The 15,738-nt window shown below is 58.2% G+C and carries 12 protein-coding genes; 9 read left to right on the plus strand and 3 right to left on the minus strand.

Going from position 1 to position 15,738, the window contains the following annotated elements; translation table 11 throughout:
* Window positions 1-21: 21 nt before the first annotated feature.
* On the minus strand, window positions 22-2,775 hold the full coding sequence (locus ACX3YF_RS14660) for a response regulator (protein ID WP_288099435.1): 2,754 nt from the start codon (window positions 2,773-2,775) through the stop codon (window positions 22-24).
* 215 nt (window positions 2,776-2,990) lie between these two features.
* On the opposite strand from ACX3YF_RS14660, the gene ACX3YF_RS14665 reads away from it, so the two are divergent.
* From ACX3YF_RS14665 to ACX3YF_RS14705, 9 genes are all read left to right on the plus strand, one after another.
* Window positions 2,991-3,710: a response regulator transcription factor gene (locus tag ACX3YF_RS14665; RefSeq protein WP_130209487.1), complete on the plus strand. Its 720-nt coding sequence runs from the start codon at window positions 2,991-2,993 to the stop codon at window positions 3,708-3,710.
* Window positions 3,700-5,058: a histidine kinase sensor domain-containing protein gene (locus ACX3YF_RS14670; protein ID WP_448647334.1), complete on the plus strand. Its 1,359-nt coding sequence runs from the start codon at window positions 3,700-3,702 to the stop codon at window positions 5,056-5,058. Before ACX3YF_RS14665 ends, ACX3YF_RS14670 begins: the two co-directional genes overlap by 11 nt.
* 167 nt (window positions 5,059-5,225) lie before the next feature.
* Window positions 5,226-5,747, plus strand: a complete 522-nt coding sequence (locus ACX3YF_RS14675; RefSeq protein ID WP_196586378.1) for a hypothetical protein — start codon at window positions 5,226-5,228, stop codon at window positions 5,745-5,747.
* Window positions 5,748-6,520: 773 nt separating this feature from the next.
* Window positions 6,521-7,423 carry a cysteine synthase CysM gene (cysM, locus tag ACX3YF_RS14680; protein WP_448647333.1) on the plus strand — a complete coding sequence of 301 codons (903 nt, stop codon included), beginning with the start codon at window positions 6,521-6,523 and terminating at the stop codon, window positions 7,421-7,423.
* Window positions 7,423-8,775: a 23S rRNA (uracil(1939)-C(5))-methyltransferase RlmD gene (gene rlmD, locus ACX3YF_RS14685; RefSeq protein WP_130209493.1), complete on the plus strand. Its 1,353-nt coding sequence runs from the start codon at window positions 7,423-7,425 to the stop codon at window positions 8,773-8,775. Before cysM ends, rlmD begins: the two co-directional genes overlap by 1 nt.
* A gap of 122 nt (window positions 8,776-8,897) precedes the next feature.
* The gene (gene relA, locus ACX3YF_RS14690) at window positions 8,898-11,141 is read left to right on the plus strand and encodes a GTP diphosphokinase (protein ID WP_130209495.1); all 2,244 of its coding nucleotides are present in this window, start codon (window positions 8,898-8,900) and stop codon (window positions 11,139-11,141) included.
* A 138-nt stretch (window positions 11,142-11,279) separates the two neighbouring features.
* On the plus strand, window positions 11,280-12,113 hold the full coding sequence (gene mazG / locus ACX3YF_RS14695) for a nucleoside triphosphate pyrophosphohydrolase (RefSeq protein WP_448647332.1): 834 nt from the start codon (window positions 11,280-11,282) through the stop codon (window positions 12,111-12,113).
* A 28-nt stretch (window positions 12,114-12,141) separates the two neighbouring features.
* Window positions 12,142-12,684, plus strand: coding sequence for a DUF2058 domain-containing protein (locus ACX3YF_RS14700; RefSeq protein WP_007988773.1), 543 nt, complete (start codon window positions 12,142-12,144; stop codon window positions 12,682-12,684).
* Window positions 12,685-12,920: 236 nt separating this feature from the next.
* Window positions 12,921-13,868, plus strand: a complete 948-nt coding sequence (locus ACX3YF_RS14705; RefSeq protein WP_448647331.1) for a hypothetical protein — start codon at window positions 12,921-12,923, stop codon at window positions 13,866-13,868.
* Between the two features lie 62 nt (window positions 13,869-13,930).
* Here ACX3YF_RS14705 and ACX3YF_RS14710 read toward each other — a convergent pair whose 3' ends face one another.
* Both ACX3YF_RS14710 and fabB read right to left on the minus strand, forming a co-directional pair.
* Window positions 13,931-14,119: a hypothetical protein gene (locus ACX3YF_RS14710; RefSeq protein WP_130209498.1), complete on the minus strand. Its 189-nt coding sequence runs from the start codon at window positions 14,117-14,119 to the stop codon at window positions 13,931-13,933.
* A 398-nt stretch (window positions 14,120-14,517) separates the two neighbouring features.
* Window positions 14,518-15,738 (minus strand): beta-ketoacyl-ACP synthase I, encoded by a 1,221-nt coding sequence (gene fabB / locus ACX3YF_RS14715; RefSeq protein WP_047532224.1) that lies wholly within the window; start codon window positions 15,736-15,738, stop codon window positions 14,518-14,520.

Genomic DNA, 15,738 nt, shown 5'->3' on the forward strand with positions numbered 1-15,738 from the left:
GCTGTCCTCCTGGAAAGTGCATCAGGCGTTGATACGCGCCTGGGCGGCCAGGCGATTGATCGCCCGGTCGAGTTCTTCGAGAGCGCCAAAGGCTCGCGGGTCCTGTTGCTTGAGCAGGGTTTCGCTGCGCTGGCAGGCGGCGCGCAGTTGTGGAACGCCGCAATAGCGGGTGGCGCCATGCAGACGATGGACCCGTTCGATCAGGGCATTGTGGTCGTGGCTTTCCTGAGCCTGACGGATCGCTTCACGGTCGGCTTCCAGCGAGGCCAACAGCATCGCCAGCATGTCCGCCGCCAGGTCGGCCTTGCCCGCCGCCAGGCGCAAACCCTCTTCGTGATCGAGCACCTGCAACTCAAAGGCACTGCCATGGCTATCGCCCAAGCGCTCCGGATGCTGGTTGCGCAGTGCCAGGCCACTCCATTTCAGCACCACTTGCGCCAGTTGCCGCTCGCTGATCGGTTTGGTCAGGTAGTCGTCCATCCCGCTTTGCAGCAACGCCCGTTTTTCGTTGGCCATGGCGTGGGCGGTGAGGGCGATGATGGGCAATGGCGTGCAATGACGATCGCTTTCCCACTGACGGATCGCTTCGGTGCTCTGGCGTCCATCCATGCCGGGCATCTGCACGTCCATCAGCACCAGATCGAACGTCTCGCTCTGCACCGCCTTGATCGCGGCATAACCACTTTCCACCGCGAGCACCTTGGCGCCCATGTCTTCGAGCAGGGTTTGCACCAGCAGCAGATTGGCCGGGTTGTCGTCGACGCACAGCACCTTCGGCGCGCGGCTGGAAACCGGTTCTTCGGGTTCGTTGCGCAGCTGGCGCGGGTTGATCAGATCGGACAGCGCACGACGCAGTTTACGGGTGCAGGCCGGTTTGGCCTGCAGTTGACTATGAGGGTTGGGTACCGAGAGATGGAACAGCGTCTGCTCCGTGGTCGGGCACAGCACCAGCACTTTGCAGCCCAGGTGCTCGAGGTCCCAGATGTACTGGTTCAGGCGTTCCGGCGGCATGTCATTGCTGGTGACACCCAATACCGCCAGATCGATCGCCTGTTCGGTCTGGTGGGCGCCGGTCACGCCGTTGGTCAGGCTTTCCAGGGTGTTGAAGGGTGTGACGTCTAGTCCACAATCTTCCAATTGGTGCTGCAACGCCTGGCGGGCCAGTTCGTGGTTTTCCAGTACCGCCACGCGTCGTCCCATCAGTGGTGGGCCGGGCAGGTCTTCGGCATCGTCGCGGGTCTTGGGCAAGCTGAGGCTGATCCAGAATTCCGACCCCTCTCCCGGCGTGCTGTCGACGCCGATCTCTCCGCCCATCTGTTCGATCAGGCGCTTGGAAATCACCAGCCCCAGACCGGTACCACCCGGTTGCCGCGCCAGCGAATTATCGGCCTGACTGAAGGCCTGGAACAGCGCGCGTACGTCCTGGTTAGACAGACCGATGCCGGTGTCCTGAATACTGATGCGCAGTTGCACACTGTCTTCGTGTTCGTCTTCGAGCATGGCCCGGGCGACGATGGTGCCTTCGCGGGTGAACTTGATCGCGTTGCTCACGAGGTTGGTGAGGATCTGCTTGAGCCGCAGCGGATCGCCCACCAGCGACAGCGGTGTGTCGCGGTAGACCAGGCTCACCAGTTCCAGCTGCTTGGCGTGGGCGGCGGGGGCGAGGATGGTCAGGGTGTCCTGCAGCAGGTCGCGCAGGTTGAACGGAATATGGTCGAGCACCAGTTTGCCGGCCTCGATTTTCGAGAAGTCGAGAATCTCGTTGATGATCCCCAGCAGGCTGTCGGCTGATTTTTCGATGGTGCCCAGGTAGTCGAGCTGGCGCGGGGTCAGTTCGCTTTTTTGCAGCAGATGGGTGAAACCGAGAATGCCATTGAGCGGCGTACGAATTTCATGGCTCATGTTGGCCAGGAACTCGGATTTGATCCGGCTCGCCTCCAGCGCTTCCTTGCGCGCCAGATCGAGTTCGATGTTCTGGATTTCGATGGTTTCGAGGTTCTGGCGCACGTCTTCAGTGGCCTGATCGATGCTGTGCTGCAATTCTTCCTGGGCATTTTGCAGGGTGCCAGCCATGCGGTTGATCCCTGACGCCAGCTCGTCCAGTTCCTGGCTGCCGAGGGGGGGCAGGCGGGTTTCCAGATGCCCATCCTTGAGCTGAGCCACGGCTTGCTTGATCTGAGTCAGCGGTCGATTGATGGTGCGGCCCATGCGCAATGCCAGCAGGGCCGCGCCACTCAGGCCGGCCGCAATCATCAGCAGGCTGGCAAACAAGCTGCGATAACCGCGCAGCAACATACCGTTGTGGGACAGTTCGAGTTCGACCCAGCCCAGCAGGCGGTCGGCTTCATCGGGAATCAGGTCGCCGGCCAGGTTGCGGTGCTTGCCGAATACCGGAAGCAGATAACGCGTTGCATCGCTGCCACTGCGGCGCAGCATTTGCGAGCCATCACCCAGCGGTGCCGGGTTGAGCATGGTTGGGCCTGCGTGGGCCAATGGCGTGCGGTCCGGAGCGAGGAAGGTCACCGCACGCACATCAGGTTGTTCCAGGGACTGCGTGGCGATGCGCTCAAGCAACTCACTGTTCTTGTGCCCCATGGCCGGAGCCACCAGCGGTGCCAGTTGCTCGGCGATCATTTCGCCGCGCTGCATGAGTTGGGTTTGCAGGTCGGATTGCTGCATCCAGGTAAAATAACCGCCCAGAACCAAGGCCATCAGGCTGGTCGGCAACAGGGTCAGCAACAGCACGCGGCCTTTAATTCCCAGTTTCTTGAGCACGCATCTCTCCTGCATCCCGCTATTTATAGAGCTACACGTGCATCCGGCACGTATCACTTGCGCAGTGTAGCGATTTGCCGGCGGGCAATCTTCGTAAAATTGATGTCGTCATTCGTCGCTCAGCCCGACACTTTTCCGTTGAGGACATGGCCTTGGGTTGCCGTCGTCGGCGCAATCTTGAATAATTATCAACTGAGAATTATTTGCAGATACTCATGACGCTCATTTCAGCTGGCCACCCCCGCATCCTTTCCATTGAAGATGACCTCGTCCTGGGTGCTTATGTTCATGAGCATCTGGGTCGTAGTGGCTTTCAGGTGACCTGGTGCCAGAACGGCCAGGAAGGTCTGAAGGTTGCCCGCGAGCAAGCCTTCGATGTGGTGCTGATGGATATTTTGCTGCCAGGCCTGGACGGGCTGTCGGTGTTGACGCAACTGCGTCGCAGCCATTCCACTCCAGTGTTGTTGATGTCCGCGCTCGGCGCCGAGGCGGATCGGATCAGCGGCTTTCGTCTGGGGGCCGATGATTACTTGCCCAAACCCTTCAGCATGGTCGAGTTGCGGGTGCGAATCGAGGCGATCCTGCGCCGGGTCGCACTCGACCGGCGGCCGATGCCGGAAGCGATTGCTCCTGCGGTGGACAGTCTGCGTTTCGATGATGAGCGCTTCGACGTCATTTATGGCGGGCAGGCTGCCGGCCTGACCCGTAGCGAATATCGGCTGCTGGAAACCCTGAATCGCAATGGCGACGAAGTGTTGAGCAAGGCCTTCCTTTATCAGCATGTGCTGCAACGCGGCTACGCGGCCCATGACCGTAGCCTGGACATGCACATCAGCCAGATTCGCCGCAAGCTCAAGGCCATCGATTACACCGAGCGGGAAGTGCGCACGGTCTGGGGCAAGGGTTACACCTTGAGTGTCAGCGATGACCTATAACTTGCCGGGCCGGCATTCGCTGTTCTGGAAACTGGCTTGCCTGTTAGTGGCGTTCTGTTTGCTGATGATCTGGCTGAGTTGGTCCTGGGGGCGCTATATGGAAGAGCAAAACCAGTATCTGTCAGATGAGGCTCGCAGCACCTTGAACCGCTATGCCACCGAAGCCGAGCAGGCGTGGCAGCAGGGACGGCGGGCGGGCGTCGATGGTTGGTTGAAAAATATGCAACTGCAGGAGTCGGGCTGGGTTGGCGTCATCGATGGAGATTTGCAGTCGCTGAGCAGCCAGCCTCTGACCGACGAGGAAGTCCAGCACTTGACCTTTCTGCGTCGTGTCGATTGGCCCATTCACCGCAAGGGCCTGCCGTGGCTACGTCTGCCGTTTCCCGGCGATCCGTACGCCGGCAGCCTGGTCATCGAGTTGCCCCAGCGGTTCATGCCGGGGCGCTACAAAGTCTTTTGGCGCGTGATCACCAATGGGGTGATTCCAGGGCTGTTCACATTACTGCTGTGTGTCGGCCTTTACCGTCTGCTGGTGGTGCCGCTCAATCACCTGCGTGAGCAGGCCAATGCCTGGCGTGCGGACCAATTAAATGTGCGGCTGTCGAGCAGCACCACCAATCGTGCGGATGAATTGGGCGAGCTGGGCAGGGCGTTCGATCACATGTCCGAACGCCTGCAAAGCACGGTGGCCTTGCAACAGCAATTGCTGCGCGATCTGTCTCATGAATTGCGCACGCCATTGAGTCGCCTGCGCGTGGCCAGTGAAAGCGAACACAGTCTGACGCAACTGCGCGAACGCATAGGCCGCGAAGTCGACGGTATGCAACGCCTGGTCGAAGACACATTGCAATTGGCCTGGCTCGACACCGAGCGCACTCGACTGCCCGATGAAGCGATCCAGATTCAGGCTCTGTGGGAAATGCTCACGGAAAACGCCTGCTATGAAAGTGGCTGGCCGGCGCATCAACTGCAGTGCACGGTGGATGCGTCCTGTTGGGTTCGCGGACATCTCAATACTTTGGCTCAAGCGCTGGAAAATACGCTGCGTAATGCGATTCGCCATTCACCTTCCAGTGGCATTGTCCGGCTTGCCGGGCAGCGTGACGGTGATTACTGGCATCTGTGGCTGGAGGATCAGGGTAGCGGCGTGGCGGAAGCCGATCTGGAGCGGATCTTCCTGCCATTTATCCGTCTCGACGGCTCGCGGCCAGGGGATGGAGGTTTTGGGTTGGGATTGAGTATTGCGAGGAATGCGGTGCAACGTCAGGGAGGGAAACTTTGGGCGCAGAACACCAAGCACGGGTTGCGGATTAATATGCGGTTATTGGCTGATAAAACGCCAGTTTAATAGGGCAAAAGCTGGATTGGGGCTGCGCTCATACAACTAGCTCGGAAATATCCTACATCCAGAGAAGTACTTGGTGTATGAAAGTTCTGAAATGAGAAAAGCGATCTCAAGGCTTTAATGTGACGGGCGATACCTACCTTGCAGATCAATATCAAGGAGGACCGCTAATGGATGTCATAATAAGAACACCCGCCCTATCAATGCAGGCTGATGCCTATGTCATCAAGAATCCTTACGAAACAAAAAATGCTCATACAATAACCAAAGCCTCTGATGCTGCTGATGTATTGAATTTGACAAGCGAGTCTGAAATAGAGGCGTTGAAAGAATTGATAAGGGGATGCGATTTTACGTCGATAAGTACCAACCAGCTCGCAAGGATTGGATCAAGGCTTTGTGAGCTTGATTTGATAGATGAGCACGTGGCGTGTGTTTTTATATCGGGGAATATGGCGACTGATAAAAATGGTCATCAAACTGAGAAGGACGTCAAGTATAATGCGATTGCCATGTTTAACCAGATGCTGGGTGATAACAAGGCATACGCCCGCGAATGGCCTATGTACGCTCATCAGGAGTCATTCAAGATCGTGACGAGAATGCTGCTGGGCGCCAATCAGGCGATAAACGCACTCTCCTATTTTGCGAACTCATCTGGAAATGATCTGTTTATCAGCATTCAGGCTTGAGTAAGTCGGTACCCGACAGTATTGATGGGTACCGACAAGCTATTGCTCATCGAGCATAGCGTGTGGTCCCGGAATATTGTCTTTGTGTATTAAGCGTATTCTCGTGGCGTACCCTGTAAGTCCCCAGCGGGCCAAGTACTGAAGCAGTGTTGCCACGGCCGCCGGCGACTTGAGTCCAGGTTGAACCAGTTTGTCTATCAATGTATAGCTTCGGGGCAGAGCCAGCGCCTGAGGCGGTAATAGTGGCGGAAATGTTGGCCTGCCGACATCCGTTTGCACTGGTAATCGTAAAAGGGCCTTGTGCTATAACGAACGAGTTGGCGGGTACGGATCCGTTGTAGGTATTAAGAATGCTAATACATGCTGCTGAGGCTTGAGTGCTCGCCAGAATCAGGCTGGCGAGGGAAAGCGAAAAAAGTATTTTCATCTAAGTGCTCATTTAAAGTAGTTGTCAATGTGATGGGTGTCGCGAAATCGTATGAAGTGCATATTCCGCGTTACAAAAGACTATCCCTGAAAACCATTGCCAAGTAGTTCATGCATGTCGTCGTGAGTTGCAGGAAATTTCTGATGGAGTGAGTTTTTCGTTGATAGGGAGCCAGGGCGGATGATGGCTATTTAGTGACATCCACCCTCTGCCTGTTCCAGCCAGAACGCAGGAGTCAAAACCATCCTTATACCCATAAGCCATAAGCACCACACTTTGCGTGATATGGCCTGACCCGGTTTGCCGGTATGATAGGCGCCCCCGCAGTCTGGATTGCGAATACGCCATGACCTTGCAGTACCCAACCATCGCCGATTGCGTCGGCAACACTCCGCTGGTCCGTTTGCAGCGCTTGCCCGGCACCACCAGCAACACCCTTTTGCTCAAGCTCGAAGGGAACAACCCGGCGGGTTCGGTCAAGGACCGTCCGGCGCTGTCGATGATCACCCGCGCCGAGCTGCGCGGGCAGATCCACGCCGGCGATACGCTGATCGAAGCGACCTCGGGTAATACCGGAATCGCGCTGGCCATGGCCGCCGCGATCAAGGGTTACAAGATGATCCTGATCATGCCGGACAACTCCAGCGCCGAACGCAAGGCGGCCATGACCGCCTACGGTGCCGAGCTGATTCTGGTCAGCCAGGAAGAAGGCATGGAAGGCGCTCGCGACCTTGCCCAGCGCATGGAAGCCGAAGGCCGTGGCAAGGTGCTGGATCAGTTCGCCAACGGGGATAACCCTGAAGCGCACTACACCACCACTGGCCCGGAAATCTGGCGCCAGACCCAGGGCACGATCACCCATTTCGTCAGCTCCATGGGCACCACTGGCACGATCATGGGCGTCTCGCGCTATTTGAAAGAGCAGAGCGAGAGCGTGCAGATCATCGGCTTGCAGCCAATGGAAGGCTCGGCGATCCCGGGCATCCGTCGCTGGCCACAGGAATATCTGCCGAAGATCTACCAGGCTGATCGTGTGGACCGTATCGTCGACATGGCCCAAAGCGAAGCCGAAGACGTGACCCGTCGCCTGGCCCGCGAAGAAGGCATTTTCTGCGGCGTATCCTCGGGCGGTGCCGTGGCGGCGATGCTGCGTCTGTCCAAAGAAGTTGAAAACGCGGTGATCGTCGCGATCATCTGCGACCGTGGCGACCGTTACCTGTCGACCGGCATTTTCGACTTGCCCAACTGATGGCCAAGCATGAGAGAGGCCTGCGCTTCCAGCCCACCGGCGGCAGCAAGGCCCCGCAAGTCCCGACCGGCAAAAAGCAGCGCCTGACCATCGAGCGCCTGGCCAATGACGGTCGCGGTATCGCGTTTTTCGAAGGCCGCACCTGGTTCGTCATCGGCGCGTTGGCCGGTGAAGAAATCGAGGCGCGCGTGCTCGGTGCCCACGGCAAAGTGGTCGAGGCGCGTACCGAACGGGTGTTCAAGGCCAGCGAACTGCGCCGCCCGACGCCGTGCGCCCATGCTGGCCGTTGCGGTGGCTGTAGCGTGCAACATTTGCCGCACGACGAACAGCTTGCCCTGAAACAGCGCATGCTCGCCGAGCAATTGTCGAAGGTCGCTGGCGTCGAACCCGAAGAATGGGCGGCTCCTTTGAGCGGTCCGGAATTCGCTTATCGTCGCCGCGCCCGAGTGGCTGTGCGCTGGGACATGAAGGCGAAAAAACTCGAAGTGGGTTTCCGCGCCGCCGGCAGCCAGGACATTGTCGCCATTGATCAATGCCCGGTGCTGGTACAACCCTTGCAGCCCATCATGACCGGCTTGCCGGAAATGCTGAGGCGCTTGAGCAAACCTCAGGCGCTTGGCCATGTGGAGCTGTTTAGCGGTTCTTCGCTGGCCGTGTTGCTGCGGCACATGGCGCCGTTGTCCGATAGCGACATGACCGTCCTCAAGGATTTCTGCGCGTTGCATGAAGCCCAGTTGTGGCTGCACGGTGACGGAGAGCCGCATCCGGTTGAGGCCGCCCCGTCGTTGGGCTATCGCCTGGAACCGTGGAATCTGGAGCTGGCCTATCGGCCGGGGGATTTCATTCAGGTCAACGCCGGAGTCAACGAGGCGATGGTTGCCCAGGCGCTGGAATGGTTGAAGCCGGCAGCGGATGAACGGGTTCTCGACCTGTTCTGTGGCCTGGGCAACTTTGCCTTGCCGCTGGCGCAGTCCGTACGTGAAGTGGTGGCAGTGGAAGGTGTGCAGGTGATGGTCGAGCGGGCAGCCGCGAACGCCGTTAGCAATAATCTGCATAACGCGAAGTTTTTTCAGGCCGATTTATCCCAGCCTTTGACCGACGCCGAATGGGCCGCCGAAGGCTTTTGTGCGGTACTCTTGGACCCACCGCGTGACGGCGCTTTCGAGGTGGTGCGCAAGCTCAAATCTCTGGGCGCCGAACGGCTGGTGTATGTGTCTTGCAACCCGGCAACCCTGGCGCGCGACACGGTCGAATTGATCAAGCAGGGCTACCGGTTAAAACGTGCCGGGATTCTCGATATGTTTCCTCAGACGGCGCATGTCGAGGCCATGGCGTTATTTGAAGCGAGCTAGGATGCTCGTCTGGTCCGACTGGCCCGCCTGTGCAGCCGCGCACCAGCCCCGCGTGGGCTCACGGGCAACGAAGGTCAGCGATTTTGACGCATTGAATCTGCGTCGTAGGGAAGGTAAGCAAGATGGTACAGGTGAGAGCACACCAGCCGATCAACACCGACGGCAGTATCAATCTCGAGGCTTGGCTCGATCATGCGGTCAGTGTCGATCTGGCACTGGATCGCGAAGCCTTGAAAGAAGCCTGCGAGTACGCTCGCGAGGCCGAACAACAAGCCAATGCGGCGAAGAACCTGTGGGCGGAAGGAAACTCGAGTTTCCGCACCGGCCTTGAGATCGCCGAGATTCTCGCCGACCTCAAACTCGATCAGGATTCGCTGGTCGCCGCGGTCTTGTACCGTGGCGTACGCGAAGGCCAGATTCAGTTGCCCGCGGTCAGCCAGCGCTTCGGTCCGGTGGTGGCCAAACTCATCGACGGCGTGCAACGCATGGCGGCGATCAGCGACAGCCTGAGCCCGCGTAAATCCATGGTGATGGGCGCTCAAGGCCAGGTCGAAAACCTGCGCAAAATGCTCGTGGCCATGGTCGACGATGTTCGCGTCGCGCTGATCAAACTGGCCGAACGTACCTGTGCGATCCGTGCGGTAAAAACCGCCGATGACGAGAAGCGCAACCGCGTGGCACGTGAAGTCTTCGACATCTACGCGCCGCTCGCCCATCGCCTGGGTATCGGTCATATCAAATGGGAACTGGAGGACTTGTCCTTCCGTTACCTCGAGCCTGACCAGTACAAGCAGATCGCCAAGCTGCTCCATGAGCGGCGCCTGGATCGCGAGCGCTTCATCAGCGACGTGATGAGCCAGCTGAAAAACGAATTGCAGGCCACCGGTGTCGAGGCCGACATCAGTGGTCGGGCCAAACACATCTATTCGATTTGGCGCAAAATGCAGCGCAAGGGTCTGGAGTTCAGCCAGATCTACGACGTGCGTGCCGTTCGCGTGTTGGTTCCGGAAATGCGCGACTGCTACACCGCGCTGGGTATCGTCCACACCCTGTGGCGGCACATTCCGAAAGAGTTCGACGACTACATCGCCAACCCCAAGGAGAATGGTTACCGCTCGCTGCACACGGCGGTGATCGGCCCGGAAGGCAAGGTGCTGGAAGTACAGATCCGCACCCACGCCATGCACGAAGAAGCCGAACTGGGTGTTTGCGCGCACTGGCGTTACAAAGGCACCGACGTCAAGTCCGGCTCCAACCACTACGAAGAGAAGATTTCCTGGCTGCGTCAGGTGCTTGAGTGGCATGAAGAATTGGGCGACATCGGCGGCCTGGCGGAGCAGTTGCGGGTCGATATCGAACCCGATCGGGTCTACATCTTCACCCCCGACGGTCACGCCATCGACTTGCCGAAGGGCGCGACGCCGCTGGACTTCGCCTACCGCGTGCACACCGAGATCGGTCACAACTGCCGTGGCGCCAAGATCAACGGGCGCATCGTGCCGCTCAACTACAGCCTGCAAACCGGTGAGCAGGTCGAGATCATCACCAGCAAGCACGGTACTCCGAGCCGGGACTGGCTGAACCCGAACCTGGGTTACGTCACCACGTCACGGGCGCGGGCGAAGATCGTTCACTGGTTCAAATTGCAGGCACGCGACCAGAACGTCGCCGCCGGCAAGACCCTGCTGGAGCGTGAACTCAATCGCCTCGGCCTGCCGCAGGTGGACTTCGACAAGCTGGCCGACAAGGCCAACATGAAGACGGCCGACGACATGTTCGCCGCGCTCGGCGCCGGCGATCTGCGCCTGGCGCAACTGGTCAACCTGGCGCAGCAACTGGTCGAGCCGGAGCGGGGCAACGAGCAGCTGGAACTGATTCCGCGCAAGGCCACCGGTTACAAACCGGGCAAGCGCGGCGATATCCAGATCCAGGGCGTCGGCAACCTGATGACCCAGATGGCGGGTTGCTGCCAGCCGTTGCCGGGCGATGCGATCGTCGGTTACATCACCCAGGGCCGTGGCGTGAGCATTCACCGCCAGGACTGCGCCTCGGTGCTGCAACTGGCCGGGCGCGAGCCAGAGCGAATCATCCAGGTCAGCTGGGGGCCGGTACCGGTGCTCACTTACCCGGTGGACATCGTCATTCGCGCTTACGACCGCTCCGGTCTGCTGCGTGACGTTTCGCAGGTGCTGCTCAACGAGCGCATCAACGTGCTGGCGGTCAACACACGCTCGAACAAAGAGGACAACACCGCACTGATGTCCCTGACCATCGAGATTCCGGGCCTGGATGCGCTGGGGCGGTTGCTGGGGCGGATTTCCCAGTTGCCGAACATTATTGAGACCCGGCGTAACCGTACGCCATAAAACGGGAGCGCTTCACTGTAGGGGCGAGCCTGCTCGCGATGGACGTTAACGAAGACGGGTGCTGTCTGGATGAGCGCGCCGCCCTCTGAGCCATCGCGAGCAGGCTCGTTCCAACAGGGAGCGGACAGAGATTGAACGATGTATTCACTCGAAGACCTGCTGCACCTCATGAACCGCCTGCGCGACCCGCAGTACGGTTGCCCGTGGGACATCAAGCAAACCTACGCCACCATCGTTCCACATACCCTTGAGGAAGCCTACGAGGTCGCCGACGCCATCGAGCGTGGTGACTTCGATCACTTGCAGGGTGAGTTGGGCGATCTGCTGTTCCAGGTGGTTTACTACAGCCAGCTGGCCCGGGAAGAAGGGCGTTTCGAATTCGCCGGTGTGGTCGACAGCATTACCCGCAAGCTGATTCGCCGGCATCCACACGTGTTCCCCACCGGTGATCTGTATGCGCCACTGGATGTCCCGCGCCTGAATGAAGAGCAGGTCAAACAGCGCTGGGAGGCCATCAAGGCTGAAGAGCGTGCGGAAAAATCTTTGGCGCCCGAACAGCTGTCCTTGCTCGACGATGTCCCGGCTGCACTGCCGGCATTGTCGCGTTCCGCCAAATTGCAGAAGCGAGCAGGGCAGGTCGGTTTCGACTGGCCGGATGCCTTGCCGGTGCTGGACAAAGTCCGTGAAGAGCTCGATGAAATCCTGGAGGCGATGGCTGACAATGACCCGGCAGCGATTGCCGATGAAGTCGGCGATCTGTTGTTTTCAGTGGTGAATCTGGCGCGCCATCTCAAGGTCGATCCGGAAACCGCACTGCGGAGCGCCAACAGCAAGTTCGAAAGACGTTTCCGTTTTATCGAACAGGCATTGCGCGACACCCATCGTCCCATGGAAGATTGCACCCTCGAAGAGTTGGACGCCCTGTGGGGTGAAGCCAAACGCCAGGAAAAGAATTTGCCCAACTGCGGTTGAGCCGTTGCCTAAGTGAGTAATAAGCACCATGAGCATTTCCCTTCGCGACCAGTTGCTCAAAGCAGGGCTGGTCAACCAGAAGCAAGCCAAGCAGGTCAGCAAGGACAAGCAGAAGCAGCAGCGCCTTGCCCACAAGGGCCAGATTGAGCTCGACGATTCCCAGCAGCGCGCGGCGCAGGAAGCCATGGCCGAGAAAGTCAAGCGCGACCAGGAGCTCAACCGTCAGCAGCAAGAAAAGGCCGAGGCCAAGGCCCGTGCCGCACAGGTCAAGCAATTGATCGAAGTCTCGCGCCTGCCGAAACTGACGACCGAGGACTACTACAACTTCGTCGACGACAAGAAGGTCAAGCGCATCTCGGTCAACACCCTGATGCGTAACAAACTCAGCAGCGGTTCGTTGGCCATCGTTCATCATGCCGGTGGTTATGAAGTGATTCCGCGCGAAGCGGCGCTGAAGATCCAGGAGCGCGACCCACAGCGCATCGTGCAGTTGAACGTGCAAACCGAAGAAGTCAGCGTCGAAGACGATCCGTACGCAGCGTACAAGATTCCTGATGATTTGATGTGGTAATCGATTCGTTGTTTTATTGGCTTTAAATGTTTGCTGGTAATTTGCGTCATTAATACATTGAGCCCGAAAGATTGTATCGATACGATCTTTCGGGTTTTCTTTTGCCCAAAAATAACCTTCGTTAAATGGCGTTCGTCGACGGCTCTCGGTTTGGGAGCGCGGCGGCAGTTATTTGTGTGGGCGTGCTGTGTGGAAGGGAACAAATGGAATGAACTAAAATAAACAAGGATTGATCAATGCAAGTCAGTATTGCTTCATTATGCCAGCCAACTTTTAAGTCGCAGTTCTCCAAGGCGCGAAAGCCTGGGCAGGCCATAGACGATTACCTGACCAGTGAACTGGACGCCCGGATTGAATATCTGCGACGCAAGATACGGATCGCCGCCAAGGCAGCCCGTGCAGATCATGCCGGTGCCGACTGGCTTTTCTTTACGTTGCCGGAATTTTTCTGGAATGTGCCATGGCACGAGGTTCGCAGCGAAGCAGAACTTCATCAGTTGAACTCGGCTTATCTGGACAAGATCCCTGAGTACGTCGTGTCATTAATGAAAGATCTGCCGGCTGAGCGATACGGCAAGATCGTTTTTCTGGGGGGAAGTTGTGCGACCCTCATCAAGGTCGGTGAGGAGGAGTCTGGTTACTACGATGTCATTAATTATTTGCTGGCGATCAGTAATAAAGAATATGAGGTTGACGTTCCTTTAATCTCAATGTGGCCAAAGCGTTATGTGTCAGGTATCGATTTCGGCAAGAATGTCGGGTCCAGGGACGGTTATTGGTTCTTTAAACTCTTCGATGAAGTTGTCGTCAGGGTAAAAGATGTCAGTAGCGTGCGAGCCGAGCATAGTTATTTCGGCGGGTATGAAGGCAAGTTCATTAACAGTCTGGTTCCGGGGTGCCCGTTCGGTATTAACCTGTGCCTGGATTACACCGCGCTGAAAGGCGGGGAGCGCGAGAAAGAGATTGAACTGACAGAGGTGAAAATCGACTTTCTGATTGCCTGTGGCATGGATTTCGACTTCAACAAGCGTCACCCGTCCTCGGTCCAGTACTCGATCCGCAATGACGGCATGGGGGACGGAGAGTGCGAAGTGGTGAAGCTTGAGAGTGGTCGGATCGTCAGTATTGTCCCTTCGGTAGTCATTGACGACTCCCTTCATCTGTCGGTGCTTCATATTGAATGAGTCGTGTCAGCTGGTTGCAGCCTGCCCGGGAAGGGCAGGCTGCAGGACGTTGGAGTCTGACTTCAACCGATTGCGAGCTCGCGTTTGCGCTCCAGCGATTCCAGTTCGGCTCTGTAGTTTTGTGCGTCGGTCTCGGAGTGGAACATCCCGACCAGCATGTCTTGTTGGTGTACATCCCAGATCCGGATTCCGGCGGCTACGCCTTCGTGGGATTTATGTGAATCGTCGCGTTCAGTTACTTTGACAGTCATCTGCTAGCTCCAATCTCGGTTATCTGCAGCAAGGCGTGTGCAGGGCTTTGTTATATGTTTTGTTAGTTTGCTAAGTAAATGACAAAATTTGGTAACAGTCTTTTGCAAAATCAGACAAAGTCTCGCAGGCCTTGCAGTCTGCGACATTCAGCCGCAGCTCCTTGAGTTTCATGACAAAAGCTTCATGTTCGCCTTGAAGAAAACCGCTGTTTGACGCTGACCAAAATCCCCTGGGGGACCGAGCTCGCCGGTGATGAGGGCGTGTCAGTCGACATCATTGTTGCGTGGCTACACCGCATCGCCAGCAAGCTCGCGCCTGCAGGTTTTTACGTTTTCCAGGCAAAAAAAACGCCCCGAACCAGTCGGGGCGTTTTCGTGTGCAGCGAAGCGGCGGGGTATTACTTACCCTGCCAGCGCTTCAGTACCAGCGTGGCGTTGGTGCCACCGAAACCGAAGCTGTTGCTCATCACGGTGTTGACCGCGACGTCTTCACGAGTTTTGGTCAGGACTGGCAGGTCAGCCACTTCCGGGTCCAGCTCGTCGATGTTGGCGGAACCCGCCATGAAGTTGCCTTCCATCATCAGCATGCAGTAGATCGCTTCGTGAACGCCGGCGGCGCCCAGGGAGTGACCCGACAGGCTCTTGGTGGAGCTGATGGCCGGCGCCTTGTCACCGAAGACTGCGCGCACACCTTTCATTTCCGCGACGTCGCCGACCGGAGTCGAGGTGCCGTGGGTGTTCAGGTAGTCGATCGGAGCATCAACGGTGGACATGGCCATCTGCATGCAGCGGATGGCGCCTTCGCCGCTTGGCGCGACCATGTCGTAGCCGTCGGAGGTCGCGCCGTAGCCAACGATTTCCGCGTAGATCTTCGCGCCACGGGCCAGAGCGTGTTCCAGTTCCTCAACCACGACCATGCCGCCACCACCGGCGATCACGAAACCGTCACGGTCGGCGTCGTAGGCACGGGAGGCTTTTTCCGGGGTGTCGTTGCGCTTGCTGGACAGTGCGCCCATGGCGTCGAACAGGAACGACTGGCTCCAGTGTTCTTCTTCACCGCCGCCGGCGAATACGATGTCCTGCTTGCCCATCTGGATCTGTTCCATGGCGGTACCGATGCAGTGAGCACTGGTGGCGCAGGCGGAAGCGATGGAGTAGTTCAGGCCCTTGATCTTGAATGGCGTGGCCAGGCAAGCGGAAACGGTGCTGCTCATGGTCCGCGTTACGCGGTACGGGCCGACGCGCTTGACGCCTTTCTCGCGCAGGATGTCCAGCGCTTCCATCTGGTTCAGCGTGGAGGCGCCACCGGAACCGGCGATCAGGCCGGTACGCGGGTTGGACACTTGCTCTTCGGTCAGGCCGGAGTCAGCGATGGCATCTTTCATGGCCAGGTAGGCGTAAGCCGCCGCGTGGCCGACGAAGCGATAGATCTTGCGATCGATCAGCTCTTCGAGGGGAAGGTCGATGGAGCCGGAAACCTGGCTACGCAGACCCATTTCAGCATATTCCGGGTTGAACCGGATGCCAGGGCGGCTTGCACGCAGGTTAGCGGAGACGGTCTCTTTGTCATTGCCCAGGCACGAAACAATGCCCAGACCAGTGATAACGACGCGGCGCAT

It is taken from the genome of Pseudomonas fluorescens group sp. PF-69 (assembly GCF_054481235.1).